This is a genomic window from Catenovulum sp. 2E275 (genome assembly GCF_025515275.1).
Lineage (GTDB): Bacteria > Pseudomonadota > Gammaproteobacteria > Enterobacterales > Alteromonadaceae > Catenovulum.
In genome coordinates, this window is record NZ_JAOPFU010000014.1 from 61,037 (window position 1) to 80,252 (window position 19,216).

At 37.6% G+C, this 19,216-nt stretch carries 18 protein-coding genes; 3 read left to right on the forward strand and 15 right to left on the reverse strand.

Features of this window, described 5'->3' with window-relative positions:
* Positions 1 to 15: 15 nt before the first annotated feature.
* From N7931_RS09060 to ccmA, 11 genes are all read right to left on the reverse strand, one after another.
* Entirely contained in the window at positions 16 to 1,452 is a 1,437-nt protein-coding gene (locus N7931_RS09060; protein WP_262793524.1) for a glycosyl hydrolase 53 family protein, read from the reverse strand.
* Between the two features lie 355 nt (positions 1,453 to 1,807).
* Positions 1,808 to 2,554, reverse strand: a complete 747-nt coding sequence (locus N7931_RS09065) for a VacJ family lipoprotein (protein WP_262793526.1) — start codon at positions 2,552 to 2,554, stop codon at positions 1,808 to 1,810.
* A 28-nt stretch (positions 2,555 to 2,582) separates the two neighbouring features.
* Positions 2,583 to 3,836: a c-type cytochrome biogenesis protein CcmI gene (gene ccmI / locus N7931_RS09070; RefSeq protein WP_262793528.1), complete on the reverse strand. Its 1,254-nt coding sequence runs from the start codon at positions 3,834 to 3,836 to the stop codon at positions 2,583 to 2,585.
* Entirely contained in the window at positions 3,829 to 4,335 is a 507-nt protein-coding gene (locus N7931_RS09075; RefSeq protein ID WP_262793530.1) for a cytochrome c-type biogenesis protein CcmH, read from the reverse strand. The genes ccmI and N7931_RS09075 overlap by 8 nt, the downstream gene beginning before the upstream one ends.
* Complete coding sequence (locus N7931_RS09080) at positions 4,332 to 4,910, reverse strand: redoxin family protein (protein WP_262793531.1); 579 nt, start codon at positions 4,908 to 4,910, stop codon at positions 4,332 to 4,334. The genes N7931_RS09075 and N7931_RS09080 overlap by 4 nt, the downstream gene beginning before the upstream one ends.
* A 1-nt stretch (position 4,911) precedes the next feature.
* Positions 4,912 to 6,849, reverse strand: coding sequence for a heme lyase CcmF/NrfE family subunit (locus N7931_RS09085; RefSeq protein ID WP_262793532.1), 1,938 nt, complete (start codon positions 6,847 to 6,849; stop codon positions 4,912 to 4,914).
* Complete coding sequence (ccmE, locus tag N7931_RS09090; RefSeq protein ID WP_262793534.1) at positions 6,846 to 7,340, reverse strand: cytochrome c maturation protein CcmE; 495 nt, start codon at positions 7,338 to 7,340, stop codon at positions 6,846 to 6,848. The genes N7931_RS09085 and ccmE overlap by 4 nt, the downstream gene beginning before the upstream one ends.
* Complete coding sequence (gene ccmD, locus N7931_RS09095; protein WP_262793536.1) at positions 7,337 to 7,546, reverse strand: heme exporter protein CcmD; 210 nt, start codon at positions 7,544 to 7,546, stop codon at positions 7,337 to 7,339. Before ccmD ends, ccmE begins: the two co-directional genes overlap by 4 nt.
* Before the next feature lie 6 nt (positions 7,547 to 7,552).
* The gene (locus tag N7931_RS09100) at positions 7,553 to 8,284 is read right to left on the reverse strand and encodes a heme ABC transporter permease (protein ID WP_262793538.1); all 732 of its coding nucleotides are present in this window, start codon (positions 8,282 to 8,284) and stop codon (positions 7,553 to 7,555) included.
* An 8-nt stretch (positions 8,285 to 8,292) separates the two neighbouring features.
* Positions 8,293 to 8,967: a heme exporter protein CcmB gene (gene ccmB / locus N7931_RS09105; RefSeq protein WP_262793540.1), complete on the reverse strand. Its 675-nt coding sequence runs from the start codon at positions 8,965 to 8,967 to the stop codon at positions 8,293 to 8,295.
* Positions 8,968 to 8,969: 2 nt separating this feature from the next.
* Positions 8,970 to 9,569 carry a cytochrome c biogenesis heme-transporting ATPase CcmA gene (ccmA, locus tag N7931_RS09110; protein WP_262793541.1) on the reverse strand — a complete coding sequence of 200 codons (600 nt, stop codon included), beginning with the start codon at positions 9,567 to 9,569 and terminating at the stop codon, positions 8,970 to 8,972.
* Between the two features lie 108 nt (positions 9,570 to 9,677).
* Between ccmA and N7931_RS09115 the strand changes: the two genes are divergently transcribed.
* Positions 9,678 to 11,879, forward strand: coding sequence for a flagellar hook-length control protein FliK (locus N7931_RS09115; RefSeq protein WP_262793543.1), 2,202 nt, complete (start codon positions 9,678 to 9,680; stop codon positions 11,877 to 11,879).
* Positions 11,876 to 12,190: an EscU/YscU/HrcU family type III secretion system export apparatus switch protein gene (locus N7931_RS09120; protein WP_262793545.1), complete on the forward strand. Its 315-nt coding sequence runs from the start codon at positions 11,876 to 11,878 to the stop codon at positions 12,188 to 12,190. Before N7931_RS09115 ends, N7931_RS09120 begins: the two co-directional genes overlap by 4 nt.
* A gap of 15 nt (positions 12,191 to 12,205) precedes the next feature.
* On the opposite strand, the gene N7931_RS09125 is transcribed toward N7931_RS09120, so the two are convergent.
* Both N7931_RS09125 and glnS read right to left on the reverse strand, forming a co-directional pair.
* The gene (locus N7931_RS09125; RefSeq protein WP_262793547.1) at positions 12,206 to 12,892 is read right to left on the reverse strand and encodes a YaeQ family protein; all 687 of its coding nucleotides are present in this window, start codon (positions 12,890 to 12,892) and stop codon (positions 12,206 to 12,208) included.
* Positions 12,893 to 13,006: 114 nt separating this feature from the next.
* Complete coding sequence (gene glnS, locus N7931_RS09130; RefSeq protein ID WP_262793549.1) at positions 13,007 to 14,683, reverse strand: glutamine--tRNA ligase; 1,677 nt, start codon at positions 14,681 to 14,683, stop codon at positions 13,007 to 13,009.
* Positions 14,684 to 15,130: 447 nt separating this feature from the next.
* Here glnS and N7931_RS09135 point away from each other — a divergent pair, with 447 nt between their 5' ends.
* Positions 15,131 to 17,224: an EAL domain-containing protein gene (locus N7931_RS09135; protein WP_262793551.1), complete on the forward strand. Its 2,094-nt coding sequence runs from the start codon at positions 15,131 to 15,133 to the stop codon at positions 17,222 to 17,224.
* A gap of 117 nt (positions 17,225 to 17,341) precedes the next feature.
* Here the strand turns inward: N7931_RS09135 and N7931_RS09140 are convergent, their stop codons facing one another.
* Positions 17,342 to 17,776: a hypothetical protein gene (locus tag N7931_RS09140; protein ID WP_262793552.1), complete on the reverse strand. Its 435-nt coding sequence runs from the start codon at positions 17,774 to 17,776 to the stop codon at positions 17,342 to 17,344.
* Complete coding sequence (locus tag N7931_RS09145) at positions 17,764 to 18,924, reverse strand: hypothetical protein (RefSeq protein WP_262793553.1); 1,161 nt, start codon at positions 18,922 to 18,924, stop codon at positions 17,764 to 17,766. The genes N7931_RS09140 and N7931_RS09145 overlap by 13 nt, the downstream gene beginning before the upstream one ends.
* Positions 18,925 to 19,216: the final 292 nt, after the last annotated feature.

Sequence of the window (19,216 nt, forward strand, 5' to 3'; positions counted from 1 at the left end):
TTATTATTAAACTACTTAATAATCACGCCACTGCTGATTCCAGTTGCTATGACAAGCCCACTGAATAACAGAATCGCCATTACTGGTGCCACCAGCATTAATATCTAAACATTTACCGCTGTGGCGGGCTTTAAGCCGGTAATAACCATCACCCATATCTTCTTTAATAAATTGTTGGTTATAACCACCAGAGCAAGTCCACTGCACAACATTTGCACCATTGACAGAGCTATTAGCATTTACATCCAAACATAATCCACTGTGTTTGGCTTTAATCTGGTAATAGCCACTATCGGTAGCAATAAACTGCCATTTTTGGTTATCATTGTTATGACAAGACCATTGTAGCGCATCATCACCATTAGCCGTGCCTGCACCCGAAATATCAATACAACGATTACTAACCCGTGATTGAATACGGGTTTCACTGGCTGATGTTGAACCAGCATTTTCTAAAAATGCATCTAATGCTTGAGTTGGTCTGCCGGTATTAGGATCCCACGCCCCTAAAGTATATCCATTCCAATTAGAGGCTTGAGGCTCCCAATAAAAAATACCTAAACCTCGGCCGTTATTGACCTGACGAACTTTAGCTATCATGTCGGCAATAATATCTTTTGCCTGCGCATCGTCCCAAGGAGCACCAACTTCGGTTACCATTACATCTTTATCGTAACGGGAAACCATATCATTTAAGTTACTTAAACACTGGTTATTGGTTTGTGCCCAAGTTGCGCTGGTATTATTGGTTGGATAAGCCGATGCGCCAATCACATCATATTTTGCACCGTATTGATTAATGCCATCAAATATCCAGCGAAAGTTAGCATTATCATGACAGTTAGCCAAATGCACTATGACCTTAGTATTAGGAAACACATCTTTTGCAGCATCGTGCCCGCTGTTAATAAGCCATGCAAAATTTTGCATACTATTCGTTGCTTTGCCTTCTTCCCATAACATACCGTTATTGGTTTCATTACCAACCTGTACCCACTCAGGTGTAATCCCGGCATTTTTTAGCGCATTGAGTGAATCGTATGTATGCCACCAAACCGCAGACATTAATCCATTAATATCATAGCTTTCCCAATCAGCCGGTTTATATTGTTTACCCGGATCGGCCCAGCTATCGCTGTAATGAAAATCGATCATAATTCTCATACCTGCATTTTTTGCCCGCTGCGCTTTGACAATCACATCATTAATATCACTCCAACCGTTTGCTGGATTCACCCAAACCCTTAAACGTATGGAGTCCATACCGTGATCTTTTAAAATTTGTAAAACATCTTGCTCGGTACCGGAGTCATTATAAAAATTGACACCATAGTATTCCATTTCGGTTATCCAACTAACATCAGCCCCTTTAGCAAAGGCAAATGCTTCAGACTGAATACACATAAGTGCACCAGCTAATAAATACTGTTTGAAGTGAGTTAATTTTTTCATTTTATAACCTTTGTTAGTTCTTTAAATTTCACAATAAAAATCAAGTTAAAAACACTTAATTAACATTAATTACAAAAGATACTACAATAAAAGGTAAACGTTTAACAACAAATAAAACCAGATTTAATTAACAAATTAATCATTTAAAAACATATAAAACGAAATATATAGTTAAACGATTAACTTAAAATTTAGATAAATCAGCAAGATGCAAACGGACTAATACAAATTTACAGATAAGATAAAAAGAATAATTTTTTAAACAAAATTTGGGGGAGCTAAGGCATTTTTAATATTCTACCGGAGAGTTCCGGTAGAATCAGGAAAGGTAATGACAAGAAAATGGGAGGAAAATTTATTCAAGCTCATCCAAAAAAGCTTCAAAGTCAGCTTCGTCCACTTCTTCATCTTGTGGTCTGGGCGGATCGCCATCGTATACTTTAAACTGAGTATTCTGAAAATACGCTTCTTTTACAAATATATATTGATCAAAACTGTCTTCAAGCATTTGCTCCTGCGCCATCAACTGCACTCTGGATTCCAGCGCATCTATACCAAACCTAAAAGCCGACAACCAAATAGTTAAACCATCCAGCGGAAAGTAAGATGAGTCCACTAAATCACCAGCTACTTCTCTTGGCACCGTCGGCCCATAAGCAGGAACCATTAAAAATGGACCAGTATTAACGCCCCATTTACCTAACACTTCATCAAATTCTTCTTGTTTAGGTTTTAAACCAATATATTGAGCAACATCCACTAAGCCCAATAAACCAACCGTTGTATTAATCAAAAACCGCCCCGCACTGGTTGCCGCCTCTTTTGGTTTAGCTTGCAATAGGTTATTGATCATCGAAGATGGCTCTTCAAGATTAGATGACATATTAACCAAACCAGAGCGCACAGGTTTAGGCACATATTTTTGATAAGCCACCGCGGTTGGTCTTAAAATATTTTTATCTAAAACCTGATAATTAAAATCCCACATGGTGCGGTTAACAGATTCAAGCGGATCGCTCAGTTCGGTTTGTGGTTCACCCGTAGTAGCACAGGCAGATAAAACCAGAGCAAAAATAATAATCAGGTATTGTTTGAGCAACATACGACTTTATATTCCTTTTGATATTCCTTTACAGCGATAATTCTATGCTCTGAATTTTATCAGATAATTCAAAAGCTTCGCTATGAGTTTCTAGCTCACCTTCTGTTAGTGTCACATCGGCATCTTTAGATAATCTAACCGTTACATATACCTGATTTAAATCAGATAATTTAAAGGTCGGCATCATCGCATTTTTATCACTCAATGTTATTTGTGAAGGTACTTCACCATTGATTGGCATTCTAACCACAGCCGCCGGAGGACCAGAAAGTTGAGGTCTGGCAAATACCACTAAATATTTAAACTGAGCTAATGCTTGCTTCGTTTTTTCGTTTAATGAAAGTTTAACAATCAGTTGCTTCGAATCTGCTGTACCAGGCGTTTGATTTGATTGAGCTGGTGTGCTGTTAGCGGCTCGAATGCCAAACTCCTGCGCTAAATCAGGCATGGTTTGAGCAATAGCTGCAACCCTATTATCTGATTTATCCAATAAAGATAACGCACTACGCCAATATTGTTTGGCCGTATTTTTATCTTTTAATTGAAACGCGACATAACCTGCCATAACTAAAGCTTCTTCATCACGTGGAGTGCGGGTTAAAATTCGCTGATAAACAGTTAATGCCTTTTTAAAATAGCTTTCATCATTAATCGCAATTAATACTTGGGCATAACTCATTTGAGCTGAATATTTATCAGGTTCAATCGCCAATACCTTTTCAAAAGCATGCATTGCGTTTTCAAGCTGGCCTTGCGAATAAGCAACCCGGCCAAGTAGCATCCACCCCATTGCATCGTCTGGGTTGTTTTTAAGTTTATCACGTAATCCAATGTAAAAAGATTCAAGCTCAGCCTGACTAAAAGATTCATTACCGGCCAATAATTTTTGAGCAAAATCAGCGGTATTTTCTTTTGCATGAAAAAACTGCTGCATTTGAGTTAATTTACCTTGCCAAGCATAAATCGCAATCGCAATGGCGAGTGTAATTAGCGGCAACATCAATAAATAACCGCGCTTAACCTGAATTGAACTGCTGTTTTGCGACTTGGCAAGTTCACTGGCTAGTTGAAGTTTTAAATCATCCAGAGCGGTTTGGTAGGCTTGCTCATCTATATTGCCTGCTGCTAAATCTTGTTTTAATTCAGCTAATTTATCCTGATATAACTCAGTTTGGCGGTTTTGATTAACATGCAAACCATGCGGCTTTTTATACCAAGGCAATAAAATAACAATACAAAATAATAGGGTAAGCAGAATTAAAGCTGCAATTAAACTAATCAAGGTTAAACCTCTTTATCTTGTTGACTGGGTTTGTGCTGGGTTTGTGCTGAGCTGATTCGAGTTGTTTTAACACTTGCTCTGCTTGCTTTATATAATCATCGTCAATCTGCGGGTTGGCTTCTTTGTTACGCTTAAACATAAAAAATAATAATGCGAAAAAAATCATCCCCGGCACAATCCATAACCAGATGGTTAACATATTTAACGGCGGATCATAATGCACAAACTGGCCATAACGCTCCACCATAAAATCAATCACATCCTGTTTAGACTTGCCCTGCTGTACTAGCTCGTAGGTTTTATTTTTTAAATCAATGGCAACCATCGCATTAGAATCTGCAATATTTTGGTTTTGACATTTAGGGCAGCGTAATTCCTGAGTTAACTCTTTAAAAACCACCTGTTTATTCTGGTCATCAAAAGCATAGTTTTGCTCAACAGCACCAGCACTCAATGAAAATAAACAAATCACACCAGCCAAGAATTTAATTGATCTCATTGGCTGGCTCCACCTGTAGCTTGTTCGATTAAAGGCTGAAACTCTTTTTGCCAAACCCGTTCATCGATAGCACCGCGGCGATGGGCAATAATCACACCGTCTTTATTTAACAAAAAGCTTTCCGGCGCGCCTGTTACCCCTAAATCTAATGATAAATCCCGCTTTACATCATAAATATTAAACTGAAATGGATTGCCTAGCTGGGCTAACATTGCTTTTACTTCTGCTTGGGTTTGCGCTAAGTCAACATTACCAAATGCTGCCTCTGCTGCATTATCATAATATACCCCAACAATACGCACTCCCTGCTCCCGTAAACGAGTCATAAAAGGCAGCTCAACCCGACAAGTAACACACCAAGTTCCCCAAACATTAATTAATGTGGTTTCACCAACTAAATCTTGCTTACTGTATTGTTTAGCAGGTTGCATTAAATCCGGTAAATTAAACTCAGGAAACGAGCGCTGCATGTTGGCATTTTCAATATTGGTCGGGTCAGAAAACAAACCTTTATATAAAAAAATAGCGGTTAATAAAAATACACCAACAGGAATAAATAATCGCATTTTGTTCATATTAGCCTCGCCCGTTTTGAGGTTTTAATTTAGCGGCTAAAATACTGCGATAACGTGGATCAGCAATACATAATCCACCGGCTACCACCATTAAAATACCGCCCAGCCAAATCCATCTAACAAAAGGTTTTACAAATACACTAACAGCCCAGCTTCCATCATCTAACGACTCACCCAGCGCAACATATAAATCGCGCCATAATCCAGCATCAATACCGGCTTCGGTCATCACATTAGACTGTACGTTGTAATAACGTTTTTCAGCGTGTAAATGAACTTGTTTATCGCCTTGATAAACTTCAAATTCGCCCATGTAAGCGGAATAATTTGGCCCTTTTACTAAATCAATCGATTCAAACTTAAACTGATAATCATAAATTTTAACTGATTCACCCGGATGCATTCTGACATTTTGTTCTACACTGGCAAATTGAGTCACGGCAATACCTATCACTAATACAGCAAACCCTAAATGTCCAAATACCATCCCCCAGTGAGATAAGGTCAGTTTTTTAAGCGACTGATTTTTAATGACTTCCAGTACGGTTAAACAAATAATCCAACTTGCTAATACAATGCCGGTTAGGGTTAACAAATTATCTATCGCCAGCGCTAGATAAAAGGTCAAACTTAATAAAACAGTTAATACACCGCCGATCATCAAGGTTTTAAAATGACGCGATAATTTATCCTGTTTCCAACGGATAAAAGGCGAAATCCCTAATACAATTGAAAACGGAATAAACCAGATTGAACTGATTTGATTAAAAAACGGTGCACCAATAGAAATTGAGCCTAATCCAATTTCTTTATGTACTAAAGGTAATAAAGTACCAAGTAGTACCACAACCAAAGCAACAACCAATAATACGTTGTTGATAAACAATAAAACTTCGCGTGAAAACCACTTGTATCTGTGCGTGCTCACCACTGTTGAAGCGCGCATTGCATATAAAGTTAATGCGCCACCAATCACAATTAATAAATAAATAAGAATAAATAAACCGCGGGTTGGATCACTGGCAAACGCATGAACCGATACCAAAATGCCGGAACGAACTAAAAATGTGCCTAATAAACTCAATGAAAATGCTGAAATTGCTAACAAGACAGTCCAGCTTTTAAATGCCCCGCGTTTTTCAGTCACGGCCAAAGAGTGAATTAACGCTGTGCCGGCAAGCCAAGGCATAAAAGATGCATTTTCAACTGGATCCCAAAACCACCAGCCACCCCAGCCAAGTTCGTAATATGCCCACCAACTGCCCAGAGTAATACCCATGGTTAAAAAGCCCCATGCAGCTAATGTCCAAGGACGTGACCAGCGCGCCCAAGTTGCATCTAACTTGCCACTAATAAGCGCTGCAACAGCAAATGCAAATACCACGGAAAAACCAACATAACCCATATACAACATTGGAGGGTGAATAATCAGACCAAAATCCTGTAATAACGGATTTAAATCGCGTCCATCCACAGGGAAATTAGGAAACGTTCGCTCAAACGGGTTAGAGGTAAATACCACAAATGCAATAAACCCAACTGCAATCATCCCCATTACAGCCAGCACACGGGCCACATCCACATCGTCTAAACTGCGACTGAAAATAGCCACTGCAATTGTCCATAACGATAAGATCCAAACCCAAAGTAATAACGAACCTTCGTGAGCGCCCCAAAGCGCCGATAACCTATAATACCAAGGCAACTGGCTGTTTGAGTTCATCGCAACATAAGTTACTGAAAAATCGTTAAAATAAAATGCCCATGCTAAACAACACATAGCTATGGTTAACAACGTAAAGTTGGCATAAACCAAAGGTTTAGCCAGCGCTGTTAAATCCGCATTATTTTTTTGAGCACCAATAAGGGGTAATACAGACTGACAAATAGCAAAAACTAGGGCGATTAATAAACTAAAGTGTCCTATTTCTGGGATCATTCGTATGCCTCTGTTAATGCTGGGTTATTCTCTGGTTTAACATGCTTAATCCCTTTCATGGCCTCGGCTAAATCTGGCGGCATATATTCTTCATCATGTTTAGCCAACACTTCAAATGCTTCAATGGTAGTTGCACTTGTTAAATAGCCATTAGCCACTATGCCCTGACCTTCTCTGAATAAATCCGGCAAAATCCCATCATAAACAATGACAATATTTTGTTTTGAAGCGGCATCAGCCAATTCAAACTGAACTTTTAAGCCTTCACCTAATCGTTTTACACTTCCCTCAACGACCATTCCACCAATACGTAAACGCTGACCTACTTGTGGTTTTACGCCGGTTTCTTTTTTACCGTTAACAATTTCATTTGGTGTGTAAAATAAATCAATGTTTTCTTTGAGTGCATATAACACCAAGCCGATTGTAATGGCTAAACCGGCAACTAAAACTAAAGCTGTATATAAACGTTTTTGGCGTCTTGGGTTCATAAACTCATCTCCGACTGGCTATGTTGTTTACGAGCCTGCTTAACAGACTCTTGTTGTTTTATCTCTTTAATCACCTGCTTACGCTGATTTTTAGACCAAATTAATAAAACAACGATTAAAAGTAAGGTTAAGCCATACGACATCCATACATAAAATGCATAACCATTCATGTTTAAAAAATCAGAAAAAGATTCAAATACGCCCATAATCAATTACTTAGTTAACTCTAAAACCCACTTTCTATGACTTTCATTTCTCAAAACTTCAGTTGAAAAACGATACGCAGTTAATGCAATAAAAAAGAGCATTAACGAAAATATATTAACCAATAGCGGCCATAACATTTCACCGGCAATAGACGGCTTATCAAACTTGGTAATACTTGCCCCCTGATGCAGGGTATTCCACCATTCAACCGAATAATGAATGATCGGCACATTAACCATGCCAATCACAGCTAAAATGCAGGCGGCTTTTGCACCATAACGTTTATCATCAAAGCTATGAAACAAAGCAAATACACCTAAATATAAAAATAATAAAATCAGTTCAGAGGTTAATCTGGCATCCCATACCCACCAAGTTCCCCACATAGGTTTGCCCCACAAAGCGCCGGTAAATAAAGCTACTGCGGTAAATACAGCCCCAATTGGCGCCATTGCAATTACGCTTAATTCCATTAAGCGGATTTGCCAAACTAAAGCACAAAATCCGGCAATGCCCATCGACATATAAACGCCCATAGACCAAATAGCGGTTGGAACATGAATATAGATAATGCGAAAAGAATCACCTTGCTGATAATCAGCAGGCGCAAACATTAATCCCCATAAACAACCGGCAAATAAACCAATTATCGAAAGAGGCATTAAATATTTAAAAACAGAAAGAGATAACAGATAAGCTTTTTCAGGTTTAGCGTAAGGGTGTAGCCACTTGAACATAGTTGTAATTATCCTAAATTAAGTTTTAACGCCTGAGCCGTTGCCAGCGGCGCAACCGTTAATGCAAATACCGCCAGAGCAAATAAAATTAAAATCGGGCTGGTATAAGGCAAAGATAAACTCGCTGCATCTTGCGCAGCACTTGCAAAAATTAGCGCCGGAATTAACAAAGGTACAATTAATAATGCCATCACGCCGCTCCCCTTACGGCTAGACACTAATAAAGCACTTGCAACCGACCCTAAACAAGTCATTAAAATACTGCCGCACAGTAACGTTTGCAGCAATACCCACCATAATTTCAGTTCAAAACTAAAAAATGGCACTAACAAAAAACTACTTAATACCAAAGGTAAACAGTATAAAAACCAAAAACTAATCACTCTGGCAGTTACAATTAAACCACCCGGATAACCGGATAAAAAAAGCTGCTCCAGCCAGCCGTTTTCATAGTCTTCAGCAAACATTCGAGGCAGCGCAATTAAGGTGGCTAAAATCACCGCAATCCAACCAATACTCGGTGCAAGCCGAGCCAATAAACCAGCTTCTGGCCCAAGCGCTATCGGAAACAAAATCAGCACCAGAATAAAAAATAAAATCGGTAATCCCAGTTCGTGCTTTTGAGTTTTTGCTAACTGAAAATCGCGCTTTATCATTTGATAAAAAAAATGGCTATACGACATAACTAAAACCGGTATTCTAAATTTAAAGTGCGATCAACCAGATTATCAGGCAAAGTTTGATGACTGGTGACTATCACATATCCACCATTTTGTTTGTGTCTTAAAAATAACTGGTTTAAAACATCCACGCCTTTGATGTCAATTGACGTAAAAGGTTCATCCAAAACCCATAATTTTGCATTTGATTGCCACATTCTGACCAAAGCGACCCGTCTTTTTTGCCCGGCTGATAAAAATTTAACCGGTAAATCCATTAATCCGCCAAGTCCAACCTTGTTCAGTAGCATCTCACAGTCGGCGGTTTGTCCGCTTAATTCAAACCAGTGGGCTAAATTTTGCTTGGCCGACAGCCACTCGTTTACGGCGGGTTTGTGGCCTATGTATAAAATTTGTTCGCTACAGTCTGAAATTGGCATATTATCAAGTAACACCTGCCCTTGCTGCAAGTGTTGCAAACCAACCAAACTTCGCAATAGAGTCGTTTTACCAGCGCCATTTGGGCCGGTTAAATACATTAACTGCCCTGCTTCGAGTTCAAATGACAACTCGTCAAATAAAATGCGCTGATTTCTAATGCAAGTTAACTGATTGGCCGATAACAAAATAGACTTCTAAATTTGATAGTTAAAATGGGGTCGAATATTACCATAAACGGGTAAATTAACCACAGTAAATCTGAGTATATAGCGGCAAAAAAACTGTACATATTTATGACACATAACACTTATTTTCAACAATTAGAGCCAAATATCCGGGCCAGTCAATTAGGCTCAAATAAAGATATTGTTCAATACACAACGCAGCAGAATCAATTCCGCCAAGCCGCGCTGGTAAAAGTTGATCAAGTAATGAGTCAATTAAAATTTCCGACCGGACAGCGGCTTGATTTAAAACTCAATCCGGCTCAGCAGGCACAATTTCAAAATAATGCTCAGGTTGAGGTTAGCCTTCAGGATCAGGCACTAACTATTCGCCAAAGCGGCCAAACTTTACATAAACAACCTATGTCACCCAATCAGGTAACTAATTTAGCAAACCAAAGCATTGAGCGTTTTGAGCCAAATCAAAATAAAGCGAATTTGGTATCGGCACAGGTTAAGCAAAATCAGGCTTATTTTAATTTTGAAGGTAGACAATATCAGCTCAATGTACCGCCTCAGCTACAACAGCAACAAACAGTTTTTTTATTAGTAAAACCAAATAAAAATACGCTAGAAGTGAGTTTTGTTAACCAAGAGCAAAACTCTGTTAAATTAACAAACAGTGTAGCCGCTGAACAAAATGCCAATAAATTGATAATCGGTGGGCAAAGTTTTGCCAAATTATCGATTCCAAATGCTCATTATCAGGTATTTTTGCAATCCGGTGATGCTGTTTTTCAGGCCGCTAACGGGCAGCAATATAAGTTTGAATTAAATCAACTATCTGCCAAACTCAGCCAGTTTTTATTACAATCACTAAATCAGCAAGCCCAGCTTTATCTCATCAAAAATATTGATATTTCAGATCAGCTAACGCTTAATATTGCCAAACAAAATATCGCCTTAACCCCGCCTGGTTTAAAATCACAAACATTTTCGGCCGAGCAAAGCTTGCAACTAGCCAATATAAAAATTACAGCCAGTCAGGCTGAAATCATGCTTGCCAACGGGGCTAAATTTCAATTTGAGCTACCACTTAACGCACTTGCTCAACAGAATTTAAATTATTTATCCGCCACCCCTAAATATTTGCTTAATCAGCTAGTTGCATTAAATGTATTGGAAAAAGCGCAGGCAAATTCAATTTTAAATCAGCTAAGCGATGGCCAAATCATTAGAGCGCAGTTAAATAAATCGTTAAATGGTCAAACCCATTTAACTTTATCCGCTCAGGCTAAAGGCTCAATTGAAATCAATTTAACTCAAGCGTTAAAAGCGCAGTTAATTGACAGTAAGTTATTTAAGCTCGCCAACCCGACTAACCATTCGGATGCCGCCAGCAATACAACTGATAACTTAATATCGCCAGATGCTTTGCTTAAACAGTTGAATCAAAATAAAACACCGGATTTAGCTTTATCGGCAACCCAGCTTCAGCAGTTAAAACAACTGGCCCATCAGCAGCAAAATAATTTGAGTCAGAGTTTACAAACTTTGCTGGAGAGCCTTAACCAAAATAAAACTCAATCGCCCGCTTTGCTGCAAAGTTTAAATTCACTCAAGCAGCCGGTTTCTGCTGAGCAACTTCAAACACAAATTCAAAGCCAGTTACAAATTCCGACTCTGCTAAGTAATTTAACCAACCTAAATGCGCCTCAATCAACAGGTTTAGCTGGTCAACTTATACAGGCTCTGCAAATTTTATTTACCGCCAAAGCTAAAGCTGCATTAACCCAAAACAAGTTAAAAGCAGATAAAGCGAATGTGGCTAAATCACCCACTAGCCATCAAAACAATCAGCAAGTTAATCAAAAGCAAACTCAAAATCTTGCCGATTCAGTTAAACATTTTCAGTTTAATCAGCTTAAAACCGCGGAGCAGCAAGCCCAAGGTCAAAATCAAATTTACGCCAGTATTCCGTTTAATTTTGCCGGAAAAATTGAACACGCCGAAGTATCATTACAATGTAAAGCAGACGAATTTAATGACGAAGAAGCCCAAGCCGTTAAACTCTGGAAATTTTCAATTAAGTTTAATTTTGACGAACTCGGCAAATTATTAATTAAAGCGGCATTAGTAGAAGATAAGCTCAAACTAAATGTTTATTGTGAGCAAACCGAATTAAATCAACTGGCTCAACAAAAGTTAGACTGGCTGAAAAAACGGTTGATATTATTTAATATTCAGCTTGAGCAAACTGGATTTAATTTGGGTAAAATCCCAGATCATTTATGGCAAGAATCAGCAGTAAGGATGCAATATCGCCTATGACAGAGTATTCAAAAAAATCGCCAAAAACGGCGATCAGCTTAACTTACCCTGCCCCACAAACACCAAAAGTTGTGGCAAAAGGCTATGATCATTTAGCTGAGCATATTATTGAACAGGCTAAACAAGCTGGCATTTTGGTTCATCAGGATCAAGAACTCGCCGCTTATTTAAGCAAGCTGGATGTAGGTAGTGAAATACCACGCGAAATTTATATTATTATTGCTGAGTTAATCGCATGGTCTTATATGTTACAAGGTATGGAGCCAGATGAATGGAATAATATCCATAACCGGATAGATCATAAAATTTAATTCACCCAACATAAACTAATGAATCAAATCTAATAGAGGCACGGTTAACGGGTGATGTAAGCTTAATTTAGATTCTATATACAATTCATCCGTTGCAACGCTAATATGATCATCATCAATTAATACATTCCAGTTAATGTTTTTACTGGTTTGTAGGGCGAGTTGTGTAATCATTTCGGCGGAGATTTCAACCAACTGTAGGTTGGGATGTTTATTGATATTTTTTAATAACTTACTAACTTTGTCCTGATCTGTATAAAACAGCCAGATATGTTCAGATTTGGCTTCGGCTTTTTCGAGTCGGTCGGGTAAAAAACTATCAACTTCAATCCAATGCTGATATTGGGCTTCACTGCGTTTAACAAATAAATCCGGTAATTCACTACTTTGGGTTGCTCGCCCTAACTGAATTTTATCCTGCCCCAAAATATCGTGGCGAAATAAAGCCCAGCTTAACAAACGTAAGGTAAAGTGTTCAGCACTTTCTTCGCTATCTAATGCAATCACATCCATTAAATGAAGATATTGCTGTGAATCAAGGTGCGATACATTAATATCGGCTTTAACCACAATTGATCCAGAAACCATAGCCCACCCCATTTCAGTTTTTGGGTTAGTTGCTTTAAGTTTAATGTAATTTTTTGAATTTAGCGTAGTTTTTAATAAAAACGTGAATGGATTAACTAATCTGTCTTGCCGCATGCATTTTTCTTCGGCTGAAATTAGGCATTTTGAGGCAGCACGGATATTAAAATTTAGCAATAAAAAAGGCGCTTGAGCGCCTTTTAAATAGATAAGGTTAACCTAATTTGGTATTTAATCTTTTTGTTCTTCTTTACCCCAACTGTCACGTAAACCAACAGTACGGTTAAAAACTAACTTATCAGCTGTGCTGTCTTTGCCATCTTTACAAAAATAGCCCATCCGCTCAAACTGTACCGCTTTTTCAGCTTCTAGTTCAGCTAAATCAGGTTCAACATAAGAGTTTTGCAGAGTCACCAAACTTTGAGGATTTAATGCCGTTGCAAAGTCGTCTTCTGCTGCTGGATTTGGCACCTGAAATAATCTGTCGTATAAACGAACTTCAGCGGCTTTAGCATGAGCTGCGCTTACCCAGTGAATAACCCCTTTAACAGAGCGACCATCAGCTGGTTTTTTACCTAAAGTATCGGCATCGTAGCTACAATAAATGGTTGTAATTTCACCGTTTTCGTCTTTTTCGACACGTTCGGCTTTAATCACATAAGCGCCGCGTAAGCGGACTTCTTTACCCAATACTAAGCGTTTGAATTTTTTATTGGCAGATTCTCTAAAATCTTCTTTTTCAATCCATAATTCACCGCTAAATGGTAGATCTCGTTTGCCAAAATCATCATTTTGCGGATGGTTTGAAACTTGTAATATTTCGCTCTGTCCGGCCGGATAGTTTTCAATCACCAGTTTGACCGGATCAAGTACCGCCATAGCCCGCGGCGCATTTTCATTTAAATCTTCACGAATACAAGCTTCTAACATCGCCATTTCAACCATGTTATCCATTTTGGTTACGCCAATCCGTAAACAAAACTCGCGGATAGAAGCGGGTGTATAACCACGACGACGTAAACCGGCAATAGTTGGCATACGAGGGTCGTCCCAACCAGCTACATGGCCTTCATCCACTAATGCATGTAATTTGCGTTTGCTCATTACTGTGTATTCTAAATTTAAGCGCGAAAATTCATACTGATGCGGTCGCGTTTCAATTGAAATATTATCTAATACCCAATCGTATAACCGGCGGTTATCCTGAAACTCCAATGTACATAACGAGTGTGTAATACCTTCTATCGCATCCGAAATACAGTGCGTAAAATCATACATAGGGTAAATGCACCACTTATCACCGGTTTGGTGATGGTGCGCAAACTTAATACGGTATAACGCTGGATCACGCATACACATAAAAGGTGATGCCATGTCGATTTTTGCACGCAGTGAACATTCGCCTTCTTTAAATTCACCCGCTCGCATTTTCTCAAATAACGCCAGATTTTCTTCAACCGAGGTATCCCGATAAGGGCTGTTTTTGCCCGGCTCTTTTAAAGTACCGCGATACTCACGCATTTGTTCTGCATTTAAAAAACAAACATAGGCTTTACCAGCTTTAATCAACTCAACCGCATAAGCATAAAGCTGATCAAAATAGTTAGATGAATAACACACCTCACCTGCCCAACTAAACCCTAACCATTGCACATCGTTTTTAATTGAGTTGACAAAATCGATATTTTCTTTGGTTGGATTTGTATCATCAAAACGTAAGTTACATTGTCCGCTGTAATCTTCAGCGATACCAAAATTTAAACAAATTGATTTTGCATGGCCTATATGTAAATAACCGTTTGGTTCAGGCGGGAAACGGGTCTGAATTTGCGTATGTTTTCCACTGGCAAGATCTTCATCAATAATGTTTCTAATAAAATTGCTTGGGCGAGCGGCTGTGTCGACCATAAAACTGTTTTACCTCTCTTTATTAGCCAGATAACAAATTCGTTTTGTAAATTTAGGATGTATACAAAGCTATACACATCGGACAAAACATAAGATAACCGGATTGTACCGTATTTTTGCTGTGGGTATAGCTAAACTCGCCGGAAAAGTTAAAAAATACAGCAGTTGAATAGATTTAACCGGCTAAGCTAATATTTTTAGTGTTTTAAAGTCGTAAATTTTGTTATAAATAATCCGTTATCAAAAAACTGACCAAAACAATAATAAAGGTCAGTCAATAAAACAAACCTGAGTGCTATTAATATAAAATGAAAATCACATCCTTTGATACTTCTCCAGATGGTTTTATTTTAACAAATTAACGCTCAGGTTTAGATAAGTCAGCTTATGACATTACTAATTTTTGATAATTTATGATTTAGCTGTATTAGTCACTAAAGGGACAACATGTTTGTCAGTATTAGAACAAAATTAATCTCGGTTTCGGTGTTAACTATTATCGCCTGTGCTTTTGCTCTGGTTACACTGGCATTAAACGAACACGAAAGATTATATAAACAAGCAATTAGTCAAGATGTTTTGGCTGTCAGTAATAATCTGGCAACCGAAATGATTGAGCACTTCTCAATTACGCCGCCCGATGAGTTTGCAATTAGCACACAGTTGCTTCAACTTGATCATTACCCTTATATCCGCTTTGCATTGGTACTAGATAAAAATAATCAACTGATTCAGCCTTATATCAACCCTAAGTTTTATAGTCAGGCACTGACGCAAGAAATAGAAAATCAATTAAATAATCACAATATACAGTCGATTCCCTTAAATCAAATTAGTATTCAGTTTCCCTATTTAATGATCCGTCAAACCATTGGAGATACTGGTTATCCTGTTGGTACATTTATTATTTCTGTCGATTACCAAAACCAAATAAATGCAAGTCAAAAGCTATTTTTAGCTAAAGTAATTCCATTGACATTAACAGTAGTTGCAATTGTTATTTTGTTATTTATTTGGTTACAAAACAACCTTACTCGGCCTCTAATTAATTTAAAAAGAATAGTCGCAGAGGTAAAAAAAACCTCTAACTATAAATTAAGAAGCCCCAACAAAGGCAACGATGAAGTTGCAAGTTTGGCTAATAGTATTAATGAAATGCTAGAGACAATAGACAGAGAAAAACAAGCAAATACAGCTCATACTGACACATTATTATTACACCAGGCTAAGTTAACCCACTTGGCTAACTTTGACCCTTTAACTCAATTACCTAATCGTAAATTATTCTATGAGAAAACGGCTGAACGTCTTAATAATAACTCAATACCTTTTGCCATTTTATTGCTGGATTTAGACGATTTTAAAACCATCAATGATACATTAGGTCACGCTAATGGAGATATATTACTCAAACAAATTGCTAAACGGCTCAGATCAACTCTGCCAGATGACTGTACTGTGGCTAGGATCGGTGGGGATGAATTTGCGGTTATTATTCCAAATGCTGAGCATCCTAACGACGTTGTTTATTTAAACCAACAAATTTTTTCTATTTTCGCAAATCACTTTGCCATTAATAATTGGAATATTAGCACCAGTGTTAGTATAGGGATCGCATTTACTGAAGCAGGGGTAGATTTACAAACATTATTTGGCAATGCAGATATTGCTATGTACAAGGCCAAAGCAAATGGCCGTAATCAGTATGTTATTTACGAGCAAAGTATGAATCAGCAGCAGCAACGTAGATTAGCTATCGCAAATTCATTAGACCAAGCACTTAAAAATGATGAGTTTTTTATTGTGTATCAAGCTAAAGTTTCACCAGAAAAAGGTGCCGTTGCAATGGAAGCCTTACTTAGATGGAATAGCCCTGACTTAGGCTTTGTGTCCCCAGCTGAGTTTATTCCGATTGCTGAGCAGTCAGGCAAAATAACTGAGTTAACAAAATGGCTTATTAACAAAGGATTTAAAACTATCACTAAAAACCCTGCTTTAGCCAAATGTTCAATCTCATTTAATTTATCAACATTTGATATTGTAAAGCCTAGCTTTTTAAATGATTTAATAAAAAAAATTCGAGAGTTTGACCTCTCACCTAAATTAATTGAATTTGAAATTACTGAATCCATTTATATGGAAAACTTTACGTTGGCTAATTTATTTATTAAAGAAGTCAAAGCATTAGGTTGTAAAATTTCGTTAGATGATTTTGGTACTGGCTATTCGTCATTAAGTTATTTAACTCAAGTATCAGTTGATACAATAAAAATAGATCAATCATTTATTCGTAACTTACTTAATTCAGATAAAGACAGACAAATTGTTGAAGCTATCATCAAACTTGCGAAAACACTTGGGTTAACTGTATGCGCAGAAGGCGTAGAAACTCAAGAGCAGTATGAAATTTTACAGCAGGCAAGCTGTGACTTAATTCAGGGTTACTTATTTTCTAAACCACTTGAAGCAGAGCAAATTACGACCCAAGTAGCCCAGATAAATGAGCAATTAAAAACAAGCCAAAACAAACAGGCTATTTAGCACTAATCCGAATATAGTTATGAAGTCACTCTTGGTCGATTCGAGTTGAGCCCAAAGGAGTTATGATTTAACCTAAATAGCGGCCCACATAACTCCCCTTCGGCATTATATTCAATGTTATTCAATCCCAACCCGATACACGATATGAAACTTTGAAATATCAACCTGGCTGTCGGGTAAATACGCCAGTGTACCTGGTATTGCCAATACATTTTCTACTAATTTGTTAACCGTGTTGATTTCAGCAGGTGCAGTTCTGCGGCCGGTAAAGTTCATTTGCGCCCAATATGATTGAATTCTGGCTTCATTTAACCCCATCACTTTGGTATTGAAAACAGTACGCCATTTATTACCCACAGGTAAAGCTAAAGGCTGAAGATTCATTCCATCAATAGAAAGACGGGCGCCTAAATATAATTGCTTTATTTGTTGACGAGTTAATTCAATTTTGTGTGTTTTTGCAGTGACAATCAAAAGTTCTGAAACAGCAAAAGCAGGGCTAACGAATACAAAACAACTAAGAATAATAAATACTTTAGTTAAAATACCCATTCTACACTCCCTGTTAATAGTGTAGCTTGGCCATCAAACTGAGCTTTGCTTGACGTTGGCAAATAAATTTCAGGTTGCCCTTTAATTAACCTTAAGTCCAGCTTAAATGCCAATCCAGCTTTATAATCCCAACGGCTACCTAGAGTAATACCGGAAGAATTAAAAACAGGCCGGTCGACGGCTAAGTTATTATAAGACTGAATCAAATAATCAATCTGCTCATCACCAACTACTGGTAATTCTGGGTACTGGTAACTATAGCTGCTTTTACGTTCACTAAAAGTTAGGTGATAAGTAAACTGGTTATGCTGATAACCAGCCATTATATAGTAGCCTGTTAATTCAACCAGTAACTTGACTGAATGGTCTATTTTTGTCCATTCTCCACGGATAAACCAATCTAATGAGTCATAAGCTAAACTTACTTGATTAAAATCTACTTTACCTGCAACATTTAAAGCATCAGCAACCTGAGAAAAAATAGGGTTATTGAGGCTCAAGTGATTAAAAATTTGAATTACTGGTTCAAGCCCTACATCATCAACTTTATAATCACCAACTGTTTTTGAAATTCTGCTACTAAAAGCTCCGCGATTAAGTTGAATAGCAATGCCATTAAAATAATCGACATTAACATCAAACTCGTCACCTGATACTTCTATTTGTTCATCAACCTGGCCAAAATAAGATTGTATAGAAAGGTTAAACTCAGATCCTAACCGAGAGTACTCAACTAAACCACCATTAAAAGATGAAAAGAAAAATGTATCGTAAACCTCTGTTGGTAAAACGACCCATGGATAAGCATATCCAACATTGATGACATCACTATAATCAAAAAACGGGGTATGTAACTTACCTAGTTTAAATTGCCAGTTATCATCTAAATGGTAATTTAAATAGAGCCATTGTAGACCTGAATTAGGGGAGTTAGCCTGCCCAATAACTTGAGCTGTCGCTGATAATTTGGGGTTATCAAACTGATAACTTGCCTGCAAACCAAGTAAACTGTGTTGATCCACATTTAACTCAGAATCATAACCAGAAACAGGATCATTGTCTGATAAAGTAAGACCGCCAACTAAACGGGCAAAACCTGAAAATTGAATCGCTTCATCTCCAGCAAATGTTGGTTGTACATAAAACATCAGCACTGCTGGAAAAAAGATATTGCAAAATCGCATTAATTACCCAAACCCTTATTATTTTTATAATTTCCAAACCTTAGTTAAGTTAGGAGATAAATTAAAATTTAACAAATCAGTTATTTATGTCTCTTAGTTTAAATAACTCTAATTAGAATGCTAAATATATAAATTGTTAATGTATAGCCTATTAATTTCTGAAACTAGCGATTCTCACATTAAGTGAATAACAGTCATCTACCTGAAAGATATCAAATATAATAGAAAATAACAGCAAAGAATACACACAAGTAAT

Coding starts and splice junctions, on each gene's coding strand:
- N7931_RS09060 (WP_262793524.1), bottom strand. CDS start 1,452: ATGAAAAAATTAACTCACTTCAAACAGTATTTATTAGCTGGTGCACTT.
- N7931_RS09120 (WP_262793545.1), top strand. CDS start 11,876: ATGACAGAGTATTCAAAAAAATCGCCAAAAACGGCGATCAGCTTAACT.
- N7931_RS09085 (WP_262793532.1), bottom strand. CDS start 6,849: ATGATCCCAGAAATAGGACACTTTAGTTTATTAATCGCCCTAGTTTTT.
- N7931_RS09145 (WP_262793553.1), bottom strand. CDS start 18,924: ATGTTTTATGTACAACCAACATTTGCTGGAGATGAAGCGATTCAATTT.
- ccmB (WP_262793540.1), bottom strand. CDS start 8,967: ATGTCGTATAGCCATTTTTTTTATCAAATGATAAAGCGCGATTTTCAG.
- N7931_RS09100 (WP_262793538.1), bottom strand. CDS start 8,284: ATGTTCAAGTGGCTACACCCTTACGCTAAACCTGAAAAAGCTTATCTG.
- N7931_RS09115 (WP_262793543.1), top strand. CDS start 9,678: ATGACACATAACACTTATTTTCAACAATTAGAGCCAAATATCCGGGCC.
- N7931_RS09075 (WP_262793530.1), bottom strand. CDS start 4,335: ATGAGATCAATTAAATTCTTGGCTGGTGTGATTTGTTTATTTTCATTG.
- N7931_RS09080 (WP_262793531.1), bottom strand. CDS start 4,910: ATGAACAAAATGCGATTATTTATTCCTGTTGGTGTATTTTTATTAACC.
- N7931_RS09125 (WP_262793547.1), bottom strand. CDS start 12,892: ATGCGGCAAGACAGATTAGTTAATCCATTCACGTTTTTATTAAAAACT.
- ccmE (WP_262793534.1), bottom strand. CDS start 7,340: ATGAACCCAAGACGCCAAAAACGTTTATATACAGCTTTAGTTTTAGTT.
- N7931_RS09135 (WP_262793551.1), top strand. CDS start 15,131: ATGTTTGTCAGTATTAGAACAAAATTAATCTCGGTTTCGGTGTTAACT.
- N7931_RS09140 (WP_262793552.1), bottom strand. CDS start 17,776: ATGGGTATTTTAACTAAAGTATTTATTATTCTTAGTTGTTTTGTATTC.
- N7931_RS09065 (WP_262793526.1), bottom strand. CDS start 2,554: ATGTTGCTCAAACAATACCTGATTATTATTTTTGCTCTGGTTTTATCT.
- ccmD (WP_262793536.1), bottom strand. CDS start 7,546: ATGGGCGTATTTGAATCTTTTTCTGATTTTTTAAACATGAATGGTTAT.
- glnS (WP_262793549.1), bottom strand. CDS start 14,683: ATGGTCGACACAGCCGCTCGCCCAAGCAATTTTATTAGAAACATTATT.